The organism is Streptomyces sp. NPDC086147, from assembly GCF_040702165.1.
Classification (GTDB): Bacteria; Actinomycetota; Actinomycetes; order Streptomycetales; family Streptomycetaceae; genus Streptomyces.
In genome coordinates this window covers 762,904-777,922 of the sequence record NZ_JBFBJO010000001.1, presented here as the reverse complement: position 1 = coordinate 777,922, position 15,019 = coordinate 762,904, and the positions used below count along the sequence as shown (strand labels likewise).

The 15,019-nt window shown below is 70.6% G+C and carries 14 protein-coding genes and 1 riboswitch; of the genes, 4 read left to right on the top strand and 10 right to left on the bottom strand.

The window, feature by feature from the left end:
* Positions 1-3 precede the first annotated feature (3 nt).
* The 6 genes from AB0398_RS03680 to AB0398_RS03655 all read right to left on the bottom strand — a co-directional run bounded on the left by AB0398_RS03680 (position 4) and on the right by AB0398_RS03655 (position 6,439).
* On the bottom strand, positions 4-963 hold the full coding sequence (locus AB0398_RS03680) for an ABC transporter permease (protein ID WP_366372351.1): 960 nt from the start codon (positions 961-963) through the stop codon (positions 4-6).
* Positions 960-1,964 carry an ABC transporter permease gene (locus AB0398_RS03675; RefSeq protein ID WP_366372093.1) on the bottom strand — a complete coding sequence of 335 codons (1,005 nt, stop codon included), beginning with the start codon at positions 1,962-1,964 and terminating at the stop codon, positions 960-962. Before AB0398_RS03675 ends, AB0398_RS03680 begins: the two co-directional genes overlap by 4 nt.
* Positions 1,965-2,053: 89 nt before the next feature.
* On the bottom strand, positions 2,054-3,724 hold the full coding sequence (locus AB0398_RS03670; protein WP_366372091.1) for an ABC transporter substrate-binding protein: 1,671 nt from the start codon (positions 3,722-3,724) through the stop codon (positions 2,054-2,056).
* 230 nt (positions 3,725-3,954) lie between these two features.
* Positions 3,955-4,725 (bottom strand): enhanced serine sensitivity protein SseB C-terminal domain-containing protein, encoded by a 771-nt coding sequence (locus AB0398_RS03665; RefSeq protein WP_366372090.1) that lies wholly within the window; start codon positions 4,723-4,725, stop codon positions 3,955-3,957.
* A 185-nt stretch (positions 4,726-4,910) separates the two neighbouring features.
* The gene (locus AB0398_RS03660; protein ID WP_366372088.1) at positions 4,911-5,651 is read right to left on the bottom strand and encodes an enhanced serine sensitivity protein SseB; all 741 of its coding nucleotides are present in this window, start codon (positions 5,649-5,651) and stop codon (positions 4,911-4,913) included.
* A 125-nt stretch (positions 5,652-5,776) separates the two neighbouring features.
* On the bottom strand, positions 5,777-6,439 hold the full coding sequence (locus AB0398_RS03655) for an AAA family ATPase (protein WP_366372086.1): 663 nt from the start codon (positions 6,437-6,439) through the stop codon (positions 5,777-5,779).
* A 151-nt stretch (positions 6,440-6,590) separates the two neighbouring features.
* Positions 6,591-6,705: riboswitch (glycine riboswitch) on the top strand.
* A 167-nt stretch (positions 6,706-6,872) separates the two neighbouring features.
* On the opposite strand from AB0398_RS03655, the gene gcvT reads away from it, so the two are divergent.
* The 4 genes from gcvT (at position 6,873) to AB0398_RS03635 (ending at position 11,286) form a co-directional block, all read left to right on the top strand.
* Positions 6,873-7,997: a glycine cleavage system aminomethyltransferase GcvT gene (gene gcvT / locus AB0398_RS03650; protein WP_366372084.1), complete on the top strand. Its 1,125-nt coding sequence runs from the start codon at positions 6,873-6,875 to the stop codon at positions 7,995-7,997.
* A 77-nt stretch (positions 7,998-8,074) separates the two neighbouring features.
* A complete protein-coding gene (gcvH, locus tag AB0398_RS03645) occupies positions 8,075-8,455 on the top strand; it encodes a glycine cleavage system protein GcvH (RefSeq protein WP_030218599.1) in 381 nt (126 codons plus the stop codon).
* Between the two features lie 32 nt (positions 8,456-8,487).
* Positions 8,488-9,756 carry a serine hydroxymethyltransferase gene (gene glyA / locus AB0398_RS03640; RefSeq protein WP_366372082.1) on the top strand — a complete coding sequence of 423 codons (1,269 nt, stop codon included), beginning with the start codon at positions 8,488-8,490 and terminating at the stop codon, positions 9,754-9,756.
* 159 nt (positions 9,757-9,915) lie between these two features.
* Complete coding sequence (locus AB0398_RS03635) at positions 9,916-11,286, top strand: L-serine ammonia-lyase (protein WP_366372080.1); 1,371 nt, start codon at positions 9,916-9,918, stop codon at positions 11,284-11,286.
* A 202-nt stretch (positions 11,287-11,488) separates the two neighbouring features.
* Here the strand turns inward: AB0398_RS03635 and AB0398_RS03630 are convergent, their stop codons facing one another.
* The 4 genes from AB0398_RS03630 to AB0398_RS03615 form a co-directional block, all read right to left on the bottom strand.
* On the bottom strand, positions 11,489-11,704 hold the full coding sequence (locus AB0398_RS03630) for an EF-hand domain-containing protein (RefSeq protein ID WP_015036303.1): 216 nt from the start codon (positions 11,702-11,704) through the stop codon (positions 11,489-11,491).
* A gap of 468 nt (positions 11,705-12,172) precedes the next feature.
* A complete protein-coding gene (locus tag AB0398_RS03625; protein ID WP_366372078.1) occupies positions 12,173-12,679 on the bottom strand; it encodes an ATP-binding protein in 507 nt (168 codons plus the stop codon).
* Positions 12,680-12,772: 93 nt separating this feature from the next.
* Positions 12,773-13,540, bottom strand: a complete 768-nt coding sequence (locus tag AB0398_RS03620; RefSeq protein ID WP_366372076.1) for an enoyl-CoA hydratase-related protein — start codon at positions 13,538-13,540, stop codon at positions 12,773-12,775.
* Between the two features lie 84 nt (positions 13,541-13,624).
* Positions 13,625-14,884, bottom strand: coding sequence for an Ig-like domain-containing protein (locus AB0398_RS03615; RefSeq protein WP_366372074.1), 1,260 nt, complete (start codon positions 14,882-14,884; stop codon positions 13,625-13,627).
* Positions 14,885-15,019 lie beyond the last annotated feature (135 nt).

The following is a 15,019-nucleotide window of genomic DNA, read 5'->3' as shown; positions in this document are numbered from 1 at the left end:
ACTTCAGCCTCGCAGCTTCGGGTCGAGGGCTTCGCGCATGGCCTCGCCGAGGAGGGTGAAGCCGAGGGCGGTGATGATGATCCCGACCGCCGGGTAGACGGCCATCATCGGCTCGTTGTCGAAGAACCGCTGCGCCTGGGAGAGCATGACGCCCCACTCCGGGATCGCCGGGTCGGGGTTGCCGAGGCCCAGGTAGGAGAGGGCCGCGGCCTCGATGATGGCGGTGGCGAGGCTGAGCGTCGCCTGCACGATGACCGGGCTCAGCGAGTTCGGCAGGATCTGCGTGACGACGATCCGCTTCTTCCGCACGCCGAGGGCCTTCGCGGCGAGCACGTAGTCCGCGCCGCCCTGGGCGAGCATCGAACCGCGCAGCAGACGGGCGAAGATCGGGATCTGCACGACGCCGACGGCGATCATCACCGTGGTGAGGGACTGGCCCATGACCGCGGCGATCGAGACCGCGAGGAGCAGCGACGGCAGGGACAGCATGATGTCGATGAAGCGCATCACCACGGTGTCGATCCGCTGGCCCGGCTTGCCGCCGAGGGTCGCGGCGGCGCCGGAGAGCATGCCGATCAGCGCGCCGACGACCAGGCCGATGAGCATCGAGACCACGCCGACGAGGAGGGTCTGCCGGGCGCCGACGAGCATCCGGGAGAACAGGTCGCGGCCCAGGTGGTCGAGGCCGAACCAGTTCTCGCCCCGCATGCCGACGAACTTGCCCTGGTTGGCGAAGACTTCGCCGCGCCAGGTCTGGGCGGTCGGCGAGTAGGGCGCGAACCAGGGGCCGACGACGGCGACCAGGGCGAACAGCGCGATGATGACGGCGCCGATGACGGCCATCTTGTTCGCCCGCAGGCGCCGGAAGGCCTCGCGCCACAGGCTGGCGCCGACGGTGGCCTCGTTCCGCTGGGTGAGCGCCGCGAGGCGGTCGATCTTCTCTGTCTTGGTGCTCACGGTCAGTGCACCCGCACTCTCGGGTCAATGAGGCTGTACGCCAGGTCGACCAGCAGGTTGATGAGGACGTACACCATCGCGATGAACATGATGAAGCCGACGAGCACCGGGTAGTCGCGGGCGTCGATGGAGGTGCGGATGAAGGAGCCGATGCCGCCGAAGGAGAAGACCGACTCGGTGAGGACCGCTCCGGAGAGGAGGCTGCCGGTGAGCAGGCCGATCGCGGTGATCACCGGGAGGAGCGCGTTGCGCAGCACGTGGCGGACGCGGACGACGTTCTTCCCCAGGCCCTTGGACTCGGCGGTGCGGATGTAGTCCTCGCCGAGCACTTCGAGCACGCTGGCGCGGGTCATCCGGACGATGACGGCGAGCGGGATGGAGGCGAGGGTGACGGCCGGCAGGACCAGGTGCATGATCGCGTCCCAGGACGCGTCGAACTCTCCGGTGAGGAGGCCGTCGAGGACGGCGAACCCGGTGACGCTGGTCGCGTCGAGTCCGGTGGAGAGGCGTCCGTAGCTCGGGAAGATGCCGAGTTCGACGGCGAGGAGGCCCCTGAGGATCATGGCGAGGAAGAACACCGGGATGCAGATGCCGACGAGCGATCCGGAGACCGAGGCGACGTCCAGCCAGCCGCCGCGGCGCTTGGCCGCGAGGTAGCCGAGCGGGATGCCGGCGACGACGGCGATGAGGATGGCGGCGACGCCGAGTTCCACGGTGGCCGGGAAGCGCAGCGCGAACTCGTCCCACACCGGCTGTCCGGTCTGGGTGGAGGTGCCGAGGTCCAGGTCCAGGATCCGCTTGAGGAAGCGGCCGTACTGCACCCAGACGGGCTGGTCGAGTCCCAGCGCCCGGTTGATGCGTGCCACTTCGGCTTCGGTCGCCCGCTCGCCCAGGATCGCTGAGGCGGGTCCGCCGGGCAGCCGGTTCAGCCAGAGGAAGAGCAGAACCGACAGGCCGAGCAGGGTGGGTATGAGCTGTAGCAGTCTTCGTACGACGAGTCGCAGCACCCCGCGTGCCCCTTTCTTGCGTGTGCGTGAGAAGCGGGATCCGCCCGGCCACGTCCGACGTGGCCGGGCGGATCCCGCTCGGGTGACGATTACTTGAAGGAGACCTCGGCGAAGTTCTCCTGCGTCAGCGGGGAGACCTTCGGCGGGTTGACGTTCTTGCCGAACGCGATGGCCGGGGGCGAGGAGGAGATCGGGAGGCCCGGCAGGTACTCCATGATCGCCTGGTTGGCCGCCTTGTAGGCCTCGACGCGCTTGACCGGGTCGGCGATCTTGGAGGCGCCGTTCACGGCGTCGAAGACCTTCGGCTCCTTGAAGCCCCACTGCTTGTCGTACCCGGCGAACCAGGTGCCGATGAAGTTGAAGCCGTCGTTGAAGTCACCGGTCCAGCCGAGCATGTGCAGGTCGCACGAGCCGGCCTCGGTGGCGTCCAGGTAGTCCGGGGCCCACTTCATCGGCTTCGGGGTGACGGTGACGCCGGCCTTCTCCAGGTCGGCCTTCATCAGCTCGAACATGTCCTGCGGGGCGGGCATGTACGGGCGGGTGACCTCGGTCGGGTAGCAGAACTCGACCTTGAGGGCGGACTCGCCGGCGCCCTTCAGGAGCTCCTTGGACTTGTTGGTGTCGAACGCGTACGTCTTCACCTTGTCCGAGTAGCCCGCGATGGTGTCGGGCATGAACTGCGTGGCCACCTTGCCGCCCTCGGGCAGCTGGGTCTTCACGAGGTTCTCGCGGTCGATGGCGTGGGCGATGGCCTGGCGGACCGCGGGCTTCTTGAGCGCCGCGTTCTTCTCCTGGCTCATGCCGACGTAGAAGAGGTTGAAGACGTCACGCGTCGGGACGTTGTACCCCTCCTTCTCCAGGGTCTTCACGTCCGCGGGCGACACCAGGTCGTAGCCGTCGATGTCACCGGCCTGGAGCGCCTGGCGGCGGCCCTCCTCGGTGTCGATCGTGCGGAAGACCAGGTTCTTCACCTTGGCCTTGTCGCCCCAGTAGTCGTCGAAGCGCTCCAGGGTGACTTCCTTGTTGCCCTTGTTCCACTTCGTGATCTTGTACGGGCCGGTGCCGGCGACTGTGCCGGCCTCCTGGCTGTACTTGGGGTACGTGATGGCGTCGCCCTTGGCGGACGCGTCCTGCTTCACGTACTCCTTGATCGCCTTCGGCGAGTGGATCGCGAGGGCCTGGAGGGAGAAGCCGCCGGGGAGCTGCGCGGAGGGCTCGTTGACCTCGATGACCGCGGTGTTCTCGTCCTTCGCCGTGCAGGACTTGTAGTTGGGCTTCGGCGCCTCGGCGTCCTCGTTCTTCGCGAAGCCGCCCATGATGGACTGCCAGTAGTACGAGACCGAGCTGGACTGGTAGGTGCCCTTCCAGTTGAACCAGTGGTCGTAGTTCGCGCAGACGGCGGCGGCGTTGAACGCCTCGCCGTCGTGGAACTTCACGTTCTTGCGCAGGTTGAACGTCCACACCGTGCCGGCGGGGTTGGCGGACCACGTCTCGGCGAGGCCGCCGACGAGCTTGCTGCCTCCCGACTCGTGCTCCAGGAGTGCTTCGAAGGCCTGCCGGGTCACCCGGAAGGTCTCGCCGTCGCTCGCGAGGGCGGGGTCCAGGGAACCGGGGTCACCGGCGCCGGCGAACACGAAGGTGTCCTTCGCACCGCCCTTCGCGCCGTCCTTTCCGCGCTCGCTGGAGCAGCCCGTCGCGACGAGCGCGGCGGCAGCCACCACCGTGATCGCCCGAACGGTACGGGAATTGAATATTCGCATGGGGCCACCCCAGGATCAGCCGTGTGGAGAGGTCTTGACCGGCCGAACACTACCCACGGGCAACGAGCTGGAGAACAGTCCGGATAACGGTGATACCTAGTCGAGACCCGGACACTTGCCAAACCGGGCAGTTCCGGGACAAGTGCGTGGCCTGGGCGAACACCCTTGGCGCGCGGGCGAGTTAACGGGAGGTGTCACGACCGGACAGATCGGCCATCCCGGTCTTCCGGTCACGCTCGGGGCGGATAGCCGTATCCCGGGGCAGGCGGGGCGGCGTGCGCCTCGCGGTCGTAGAAGGGGCGCGCGTTCGCCCGCAGCCAGAGCGCCACCGGGTCGTACGCGTCGGAGAGGGCGACCGTCGAGACGGGCAGCCCGTCGGGGACGGAGCCGATGGACTGGCGCATCATCGACCGGACCGTGTCGACGGCCGCCGGGGAGGTGTCGTACAGGTCGAGCCCGATGACCAGGTACGGGGAGCCGAGCGCGGGCTGCACCCAGCCGCGGCGCAGCGCCCGGACGGCCGGGGTGCGGTGCGCGTTCTGCGTGATCAGGGCGTAGAACTGCGGGATCTCCAGGGCGGGCTCGGTGACGCGCAGCGGTCCGGCGGGCATCCGGTCGAGGCCGGTGGCGATCCGGCGCAGATCGGCCCAGGGGATGCCGACGCCGCCGCCGGGGGCGTGCGGATTCAGCCAGACGCCCCAGCGGTCGGGGTAGAGGGCACGGGCGATCTCGCGGCCGGTGACGCGCTCGTGGGCGCGGTTCCAGCCGGAGGCGGCGAGCTCCTGGACGGAGGTGACGCAGGGCGCGTAGCCGAAGCCCTCGACCTCCATGTTCCCGTACTGGGCGTCGGGCGAGCCGGGCGAGCCCTGCCAGAGCAGCATCCGGAGCTCGCCGTCGGCGAGGGCGTGCAGCAGCTGCTCGTACGCGTCGTAGCGTCCGGGCGCCACCTGGCGCAGCATGTGCTCGACCTGACCGGCCGCAGCGGTGCCTGACGCACTCACCCTGGGTCCCGCCCCTCTTTTCGTCCACCACGTCTGTACGGCCGCCGGGTCAGGTGCGGCCGTCGAACCGTTCCGTCGAACCGGTCCCGTCGAATCAGTTCAGCTTAGGGCCTGCCCGGCGGGTCAGGGCCGGACGCCGCGGACCCGGCCATGACCCGCCGGGCAGGCCCTGAACAGGGTGCCGCTCACACGGCGGCGCGCTGGTAGAAGGGGCGGACCCGGTCCACCATCCAGTCGCCCACCGGGTCCTGTGCCATGTCGAGCAGGATCAGGTTGACCGGCCAGGCGACCTCGACGCGGCCGAGGGCCCGGCCGAGGGCGTCCAGGGGCGCGGTGCGGTCGGCGCCCTCCCAGCGGGAGAGCTGGACGCCGATGAAGAGGGCCGGTTCGGTGCCCTCGACGCTGGCGAGGGCCCGGCGGGCGCTGGTGACGACGCCGGTGGCCTCGAACTCGGCGGAGGCGGCGGCGAGGAAGTCGACGGGGTCGTCCTGCCAGTCGGGCTCGAAGAGCCGGACGCGGCCGCCGGACGCGGGGCCGTCGAGCGGGGTCCGGCCGGCGCGGCAGAGCTCGGCGACGGCGGGCGGGGGCAGCGGGACGCCGACGGTGCCGCCGGGGTTCACGGCGATGCCGAGCTGCGGGGGCAGGCCGCGGGCGAAGTCGCGGGCGGGGGCGACGGCGAAGGACATGTGGTCGCCGGCGCAGGCGCGGAACTGCTGCTCGGAGCTGAAGACGGGGACGTAGGCCGCGCCGTCGATCTCCATGGTGGCGAGGTCCAGGTCGGTGCTGTCGGGGCCGCCGCCGTTGGGCAGGGGGATCCAGACCGGGCTGCGGCCCAGCACCTCGACGAGGCGGCCGCCCGCCTCGGGGTTGCCGAGCGAGGCGGCGAGGACCTCTTCGAGCTCGTTGCCCGGCCACGTCACGTCCACGGTCCCGCTCCCCTTCTCCGCACGGCCTGCCGTACCCGGCCGCCCGGCAGCACCCTAACGCCACCCCGGCGCCGCCGTGGCCGGAAGAGAGGGGTACGAGCGCCCCGGACGCGCCGTGCGGAGGGTCAGGCCGCCTCCCCGAAGGTGATCGTCCGGAGGGTGTCGGCGGCGTCCCGGTCGAGCAGGGTCGCCGAGGCGCAGCCGTGCGGGAGCCGGCCGGTCTCGGCGGCCCGCAGCAGCCGGCCGACCGCGCGCCGGTGCCGGGCGAAGGCGTACGCGGAGACGCCCCGGCCCCGGGCGTGCTGCCCGGCCCTGGCGGTGTCCGGGGTGACGTCGAGGAGGACCAGGTGCAGGTCGCTCCCCCGGCGGCGGGCCTCGCGGGCGAGCCAGCCGCGCACCCAGGACTGGGTGCCGCAGTCGTGCACGACCACGCCCGCGCCGGAGCGCATGGCGCGGCGCAGCCCGGCGTAGTGCGCGATCCGGACCAGGGGGCGGTAGAGGGCGTACGGCAGGAGGCGGGGCATCCGGGCCTCCCAGCGCTCCCGGGCGTCCTGGGAGTCGATGCCCCGGCCCCCGGCGGTCCGCTTCATCAGGGTGGACTTGCCGCTGCCGGGCAGCCCGGAGACGACCACGAGGTCCCCGGCCGCGAACACGAGGGCTCGGGGGCCCCGGCCGCCGCGCTCGCGCAGGTCCCGCAGGGCCCGGTCCCGTCTCCGGGTCCGGGCGCGGGCCCGTGGGGACGGTATGCCGGTACTCGTCGCATACGCGCCGGTGTGCTGGAACGTCATAGCCTCTCCCCCTGCCGGGCCTCAGGAGACCCTTCCCAAGAAGTGTAAAGAAACGGTAATGGGGCACAAGCGATTTGCCGCGCCGACACCGCGTGCAATGATGTGCGCGCCAGGCGCCCACGGTCGCCTGTACAACCGCATACCGGCCGTTCGAATCCGCGCGGGAGAGTTCCGGACCACGGAGTGGGTGACCACCCGGTGCGTCCGGGCGCCGAAGGAGCAAGACCCTCCCTTGAATCTCTCAGGCCCCGTACCGCGTGGATGAGGCAGATCTGAAAAGCGGGACACCCTGTGTCCCCACCCAAGGTGCAAGCCGGGATCTCGGTGACGAGATGACCCCGGTGAACCTCTCAGGTTCCATGACAGATGGGGAGGACGTCCTCGCCCGTCATGTCTTCGTCACCGAACGCCCTTGGGACCCGGGAGCCACCCCATGACCTCTGCCCCCCGCCTGACCGCCCTCGATGCCCTGCATCGTTCGCTGGGCGCGACCATGACCGACTTCGCCGGCTGGGACATGCCGCTGCGGTACGCCAGCGAGCGCGACGAGCACACCGCGGTCCGCACCCGGGCCGGCCTCTTCGACCTCTCCCACATGGGCGAGATCACCGTCACCGGACCGCAGGCCGTCGAGCTGCTCGACTTCGCCCTCGTGGGCAACATCTCCACGGTGGGCACGGGCCGCGCCCGGTACACGATGATCTGTCGCGAGGACGGCGGCATCCTGGACGACCTGATCGTCTACCGCCTGGGCGAGACCGAGTACATGGTGGTCGCCAACGCCTCCAACGCCCAGACCGTCCTGGACGCCCTCACCGAGCGCGCGGCCGGCTTCGACGCCGAGGTCCGCGACGACCGCGACGCGTACGCCCTGATCGCGGTCCAGGGCCCGGAGTCCCCCGGCATCCTGAAGTCGGTCACCGACGCCGACCTGGACGGCCTGAAGTACTACGCCGGCCTGCCGGGCACGGTCGCGGGCGTGCCCGCGCTGATCGCCCGCACCGGCTACACCGGCGAGGACGGCTTCGAGCTCTTCCTGAAGCCGGAGCACGCCGAGGGCGTGTGGCGGGCGCTGACCGCGGCCGGCGAGGGCGTCGGCCTGATCCCCTGCGGCCTGTCCTGCCGCGACACGCTCCGCCTGGAGGCGGGCATGCCGCTGTACGGCCACGAGCTGACCACCTCCCTCACCCCCTTCGACGCCGGTCTCGGCCGGGTCGTGAAGTTCGAGAAGACGACCAACGAGGGCCGCTTCGTCGGCCGCGAGGCCCTGGAGAAGGCCGCCGAGCGCGCCGAGACCGCCCCGCCGCGCAAGCTGGTCGGCCTGATCGCCGAGGGCCGCCGGGTCCCGCGCGCCGGGTTCTCCGTCGTCAAGGACGGCGAGGTCGTCGGCGAGGTCACCTCCGGGGCCCCGTCCCCGACCCTCGGAAAGCCGATCGCGATGGCGTACGTGGACGCGGCGCACGCGGAGCCCGGCACCCAGGGTGTAGGTGTGGACATCCGGGGCACCCACGAGCCGTACGAGGTCGTGGCGCTGCCGTTCTACAAGCGCCGGAAGTGACGCGTCCGTCCCACTCCGCGTCTCACCCCGCAAGACCGACGTTCATCAGCACTCCCCCGATCCAGGAGAATCAGGTCATGAGCAACCCCCAGCAGCTGCGGTACACCAAGGAGCACGAGTGGCTGTCGGACGCCGAGGACGGCGTCGCGACCGTCGGCATCACCGAGTTCGCGGCCAACGCGCTCGGTGACGTCGTCTACGCCCAGCTCCCCGAGGTCGGCGACACCGTCACCGCGGGCGAGACCTGCGGCGAGCTGGAGTCGACGAAGTCCGTGAGCGACCTGTACTCCCCCGTCTCGGGTGAGGTCGTCGCCGCCAACCAGGACGTGGTGGACGACCCGTCGCTGGTGAACACGGCTCCGTTCGAGGGTGGCTGGCTGTTCAAGGTGCGCGTCGCGGGTGAGCCGGACGACCTGCTCACCGCCGACGAGTACGCCGCGTTCTCCGCCGGGAACTGAGACCGGGCCCGAGACCCCTTAGGGATCGATTCATGTCGCTTCTGAACACTCCCCTCCACGAGCTGGACCCCGACGTCGCCGCCGCCGTCGACGCCGAGCTCCGCCGTCAGCAGTCCACCCTGGAAATGATCGCCTCGGAGAACTTCGCTCCGGTCGCGGTCATGGAGGCCCAGGGCTCCGTCCTCACCAACAAGTACGCCGAGGGCTACCCGGGCCGCCGCTACTACGGCGGCTGCGAGCACGTCGACGTGGCCGAGCAGATCGCCATCGACCGCGTCAAGGACCTGTTCGGCGCCGAGTACGCCAACGTCCAGCCGCACTCCGGCGCCTCCGCGAACCAGGCCGCCCTCTTCGCGATCGCCCAGCCGGGCGACACGATCCTGGGCCTGGACCTGGCGCACGGCGGCCACCTCACCCACGGCATGCGCCTGAACTTCTCCGGCAAGCAGTTCGACGTGGTCGCGTACCACGTGGACGAGGCCGGTCTGGTCGACATGGCCGAGGTCGAGAGCCTCGCCAAGGAGCACCGCCCGAAGGTGATCATCGCGGGCTGGTCGGCGTACCCGCGCCAGCTGGACTTCGCGGAGTTCCGCCGGATCGCGGACGAGGTCGGCGCCTACCTGTGGGTCGACATGGCCCACTTCGCGGGCCTGGTCGCCGCCGGTCTGCACCCGAACCCGGTCGAGCACGCGGACGTGGTGACCTCCACCACGCACAAGACGCTCGGCGGCCCGCGCGGCGGCATCATCCTGGCGAAGAAGGAGTTCGCGAAGAAGCTGAACTCCTCCGTCTTCCCGGGCTTCCAGGGCGGCCCTCTGGAGCACGTGATCGCGGCCAAGGCCGTCTCCTTCAAGGTCGCGGCCTCGGAGGAGTTCAAGGAGCGCCAGCAGCGCACCCTGGACGGCGCCCGGATCATCGCCGAGCGCCTGGTCCAGGACGACGTGAAGGCCCACGGCGTCTCGGTCCTGTCCGGCGGCACGGACGTGCACCTGCTCCTGGTCGACCTGCGCGACTCGGAGCTGGACGGCCAGCAGGCCGAGGACCGCCTCCACGAGGTCGGCATCACGGTCAACCGGAACGCGGTCCCGAACGACCCGCGTCCCCCGATGGTCACCTCGGGCCTGCGCATCGGCACGCCGGCGCTCGCGACCCGCGGTTTCGGGGCCGAGGACTTCCGCGAGGTCGCGGACGTCATCGCCGAGACCCTGAAGCCGGGCTTCGACGCCGAGAAGGCCGAGGCCCTCAAGGCCCGGGTGACCGCCCTGGCGGACAAGCACCCGCTGTACCCCGGCCTGAAGTGACACCTTAGTAATTTCGTACGCTTTTGTTCGTACGGACATCCGGGGCACCGCGCACACTGGAACAACGGGCGCGGTGCCCCGACCCATGTCCCCCGCCCGCACGCCTTCTCTGCACCACCCCGGCAGACAACGACGTCCAGCCCCACAAGGAGTCCTCCCGTGGCCATCTCGGTCTTCGACCTGTTCTCGATCGGCATCGGCCCGTCGAGCTCCCACACGGTGGGCCCCATGCGCGCGGCCCGGATGTTCGCCCGCCGGCTGAAGAACGAGGGCCTGCTGGCCCACACGGCGAAGGTGCGGGCGGAGCTGTACGGCTCGCTCGGCGCCACCGGCCACGGCCACGGCACCCCGAAGGCCGTCCTGCTCGGCCTGGAGGGGAACTCTCCCCGCACGGTCGACGTCGAGCACGCGGACGAGGAGTTCGAGCGGATCAAGGCGAGCGGCCGGATCAACCTGGTCGGCGCCCACGACATCCCCTTCGACTTCGACGCCGACCTGGTCCTGCACCGGCGCAAGGCGCTCCCGTACCACGCCAACGGCATGACGGTCTTCGCGTACGACGCGGAGGGCGGGCTCGTCCTGGAGAAGACGTACTACTCGGTGGGCGGCGGCTTCGTCGTCGACGAGGACGCGGTGGCGGGCGAGAACCCGATCGTCCCGGACGACACGGTCCTGAAGTACCCCTTCCGCACCGGCGACGAGCTGCTCCGCCTCGCGAAGGAGACCGGCCTGTCGATCTCCGCGATGATGCTGGAGAACGAGAAGGCCTGGCGCACCGAGGACGAGATCCGCGCGGGCCTCCTGGAGATCTGGCGGGTCATGCAGTCCTGCGTCTCGCGCGGCATGTCCCGCGAGGGCATCCTGCCCGGCGGCCTGAAGGTGCGCCGGCGCGCCGCGAACTCCGCCCGCAAGCTGCGCTCCGAGGGGAACCCGGCGGCGCACGCCATGGAGTGGATCACCCTGTACGCGATGGCGGTGAACGAGGAGAACGCGGCGGGCGGCCGGGTGGTCACCGCCCCGACGAACGGCGCGGCCGGCATCATCCCCGCCGTCCTGCACTACTACATGAACTTCGTCCCGGGCGCGGACGAGGACGGCGTGGTCCGCTTCCTCCTCGCGGCCGGCGCGGTCGGCATGCTCTTCAAGGAGAACGCCTCGATCTCCGGCGCCGAGGTCGGCTGCCAGGGCGAGGTCGGCTCGGCCTGCTCGATGGCGGCGGGCGCCCTCGCCGAGGTCCTGGGCGGCTCCCCGGAGCAGGTGGAGAACGCGGCCGAGATCGGCATGGAGCACAACCTGGGCCTGACCTGCGACCCGGTCGGCGGCCTGGTCCAGATCCCGTGCATCGAGCGCAACGGCATGGCGGCGGTCAAGGCCGTCACGGCGGCGAAGATGTCGATGCGCGGCGACGGCAGCCACCTGGTCTCCCTGGACAAGGTCATCAAGACCATGAAGGAGACGGGCGCCGACATGAGCGTGAAGTACAAGGAGACGGCGCGCGGCGGCCTCGCGGTGAACATCATCGAGTGCTGAGGCCGCCGGCCTCCGGCGGGCCGCCGTACGGGCTCAGGCGCGCCCGCGCAGCACGCGCGCGATCTCGATGTCGCCTTCGAGGGCGCTGAGCCGCGGAGGGGTCCTGGAAGCGTCGAGGACCACGGCGTGGAGGCGGTCGACGAAGCCGGTGGCCCCGGACGGGCGGCGACCGCGGGTCGCGCGGCCCGTCCGGGCGGGCGGATCAGGCCTTGCTGAGGTGCGACCAGAACTCGTCCCACGACAGCCGGCCGTCGCCGTTGTCGTCGCGCTGCTTGATGAGCGCCTCGGCGACCGTCTCGGTGACGTTGAAGTCGCCCAGCTGCGCCATCACGCTCTTGTACTCCGCGGCGGTGATGAAGCCGTCCCCGTCCACGTCGTACCGGTTGAATGCCGTGCGTGCCGACTCGATGTCCGCCACTGTTTCCGCCCCTTCATGGTGCTTGTCTGACGGGGGTCAGATTAGCCGTCCCGCCGCCGCCCGATGCGGGTGGTCCCGGTGCGAGGGGTCACCGGGCCCCATCGGTGCCGGTTGGGGTGATCCAAGGGCTTTCGTACATCAATGTCGGGCGTCCAGCATGCGGACGACCCGGGGAAACACACAATGAACCGCATAGCCATTCACTGTTTACAAGGCAGGTGCCACATGTCACCAACGATTCACAGTTAAAGTATTCATATTTGCCCGATTTTGCCCCGCTAGGGACTTTTGGTGATCGGGCACTTGTCTGACATAGTCGTTGACACGACCCCCATTGACCCGGGCCAGGTCGACACAGCGGCCGTGGATACACCCCCCCGTCCACGGCGCCTCACACGGAAGCCCCCAGCTCGCCCCACCACGGCGCACGGGGGCTTCCGTGCGTCCGGGGCCGGGTCGCCGCGGGGGTCAGGGGCGGTCCGCGACCCGCATCTCGAACCAGGTCGTCTTGCCGCGCGGCGCCAGGTCCGCGCCCCACCGGTCCGCCAGCTTGTCGACGAGGAAGAGCCCCCGGCCGCTCGTGTCCAGCTCGTGCACCGGCATCAGACAGGGCAGCCCGCGCGAGGGGTCGCGCACCTCGACCCGGATCCGGCCCCGGCCCTTCTGCAACCGGAGCGCGAAGACCCGTGCACCGGTGTGCCGGACGGCGTTGCCCACCAGCTCCGAGACCAGGAGGACCGCGTGCTCGGTGAGCTGCGGTCCCAGCCCCCACTGGTTCATCAGCACGTGCTGCGTGAGCCTGCGGGCCACCCACGCGGACTCGGGCAGGGACGGCAACCGGACGTCGCCCTCCGCCGGATTGCCGTACAACTCCACCGCTTCGGCGGCCTGTTGGTCGTCCGCGGTCAGTGACCACCGCTCCGCGGCGGCGCTCGCGCGCCGCCGTGGTTGTTCCCTGTCCTCCAGGCCCGCCATGCCCCTCATCATGGCCGCACGGAGCGGCCCGCGGAGGCCGTTCCGCCGGAATCGACCCCCGGCGGACCCTCCTGCGGGCCGCTTTCGGTCAGGTCAGCCGAATTTCGCCTTCCCCGGGCCCTCCTCGACGAAGCTGCGCATCCCGCGCTCCCGGTCCTCGGTGGCGAACAGGGCGGCGAACCAGGTGCGCTCGATGGCGAGACCGGTGTCGATGTCGGCCTCCAGGCCCTGGTCGACCGCCTCCTTCGCGGCCCGCAGGGCGACGGCCGGGCCATGCGCCAGCTTCGCGGCCCACGCGTGCGCCTGCTCGTACACCTCGGCGGCCGGGACGACCCGGTCGACCAGGCCGAGGGAGAGGGCCTCGTCCGCCATCACCATCCGGCCGGTGAAGATGAGGTCCTTGGCCCTGGAGGGGCCGACGAGGCGGGAGAGGCGCTGGGTGCCGCCCGCGCCCGGGATCAGGCCGAGCAGGATCTCGGGCTGGCCGAGCTTGGCGTTGTCGGCGGCGATCCGGTAGTCGGCGCAGAGCGCCAGCTCGCAGCCGCCGCCGAGCGCGTAGCCGGTGATCGCGGCGACGACCGGCTTGGGGATGCGGGCGACGGCGGTGAAGGCGTCCTGGAGGGCGCGGGAGCGATTGACCATGGCCACGTGGTCCATGACCTGCATCTCCTTGATGTCCGCGCCGGCCGCGAACACCTTCTCGCCGCCGTACAGGACCACGGCCCGCACGTCGTCGCGGTCGGTCGCCTCCTGGGCGAGCTCGCGCAGCCGGTCCTGGGTGGCGACGTCCAGGGCGTTCATCGGGGGACGGTCGAGGCGGATCGTGCCGACGCCTTCGGCGACTTCGAGGTTCACAGTCATGGGAGAAGGTTAGAGGTCGTTAACGCGGCGGGGCCCGGTGCTGTTGCTCACAGCACCGGGCCCCGCCGAAAAGCTCGGGAACGCCTAGGCGGTCCACTCCGACCACGGCATGTTCCAGCCGTTGAGGCCGTTCTCCGGCTTGATCTGCTTGTCCTTGGAGTTCTTCACGACGACCACGTCACCGATGATCGAGCTGTCGTAGAACCAGGCGGCCGGCGTCGAACCGTCCCCCGCGCCCCGGGTGTCCGAGAGGCCGACGCAGCCGTGGCTGACGTTCTGCGAGCCGAAGGTGCTCTTCGGGGCCCAGTAGTTGCCGTGCACGAAGGTGCCCGACTGGGACAGGCGCATCGCGTGCGGCACGTCCTTGATGTCGTACTCGCCGCCGAAGCCGACGGTGGCGCCGTTCATCCGGGTCACCTTGTACTTCTCACTGATGACCATCTGACCGTTGTACGTGGTCGTGGACGGCGCGCCCGCGGTGATCGGCAGCGTCTTGACGATCTTCCCGTCGCGCTCGACCTTCATCGTCTTGGCGCTGGCGTCGACGGTGGAGACCTGGCGGCGGCCGATGGTGAAGGTGACGGTCTTCTTCTGCTTGCCGTAGACGCCGGGGCGGCCCTCGACGCCGTCCAGGTTCAGGTGGACCGTCACCTTGGTGCCGGCCGCCCAGTACTGCTCGGGGCGGAAGTCGAGGCGGTCGTTGCCGAACCAGTGGCCCTCGATCGGGACGGACGGCACGGCCGTCACCTTGATGGCCTTCTCGACGGCCTCGGGGTCGGTGATGCCCCGGGTGAAGTTGATGGAGACCGGCATGCCGACGCCGACGGTCGAGCCGTCCTCCGGCGTGTAGTGGCCGATGAAGGTGTTCTTCGGGACCAGGGTCGTGAAGGTGGTGTCCTTCGCCGACTCGCGGCCCTCGGCGTCCTTCGCGACGGCGTGCACCTTGTACTGGGTGCCCCCGGCCAGGTGCGCGGTCGGCTGCCAGCTCGCGCCGTCCGCCGCGATCTCGCCCTCGACCGCGGTGCCCTTGGAGTCGGCGACCGTGACCGTGGTCAGCTTGCCCTGCTGGGCGGTCACCTTGAGGGCGCCGCTGGTGGCGACCGAGTCGGCGCCGTCCTTCGGAAGGATCGTCACGACGGCCTGGGAGGCCGCGGTGTCCTGCCGGCCGGCGTCCTGGGCCTGCGGGCCCTTCGCGCCGTCGGCGGCGTCCCCGCCGCCCCCGCCGCAGGCGGTGAGCACCAGGAGCAGCGCCCCCGCCGCCAGGGCCTGGAGCCGGACGCCCCCGCGTCGCCAGCCCCTCCCCGTGGTCCCCGCCGGTGCCCCCGATATCGGCTGCCCGTTCACTGTGGTCGTCTCCCCTCGCACGGCCCGGCAACGCCACGGCCCCACCCCCGTGCGCATCGCTCGCGCACACGGCGTTAGATAATCACACCGCAGGACACGAAAGATCCTCGCGCATGTCACCGTTCCGTCCCGATC

Excerpts from the sequence above, each read along its gene's own strand:
- AB0398_RS03670 (WP_366372091.1), bottom strand. The coding sequence starts at position 3,724 with ATGCGAATATTCAATTCCCGTACCGTTCGGGCGATCACGGTGGTGGCT.
- AB0398_RS03655 (WP_366372086.1), bottom strand. The coding sequence starts at position 6,439 with ATGACGTTCCAGCACACCGGCGCGTATGCGACGAGTACCGGCATACCG.
- gcvT (WP_366372084.1), top strand. The coding sequence starts at position 6,873 with ATGACCTCTGCCCCCCGCCTGACCGCCCTCGATGCCCTGCATCGTTCG.
- gcvH (WP_030218599.1), top strand. The coding sequence starts at position 8,075 with ATGAGCAACCCCCAGCAGCTGCGGTACACCAAGGAGCACGAGTGGCTG.
- glyA (WP_366372082.1), top strand. The coding sequence starts at position 8,488 with ATGTCGCTTCTGAACACTCCCCTCCACGAGCTGGACCCCGACGTCGCC.
- AB0398_RS03625 (WP_366372078.1), bottom strand. The coding sequence starts at position 12,679 with ATGGCGGGCCTGGAGGACAGGGAACAACCACGGCGGCGCGCGAGCGCC.
- AB0398_RS03620 (WP_366372076.1), bottom strand. The coding sequence starts at position 13,540 with ATGACTGTGAACCTCGAAGTCGCCGAAGGCGTCGGCACGATCCGCCTC.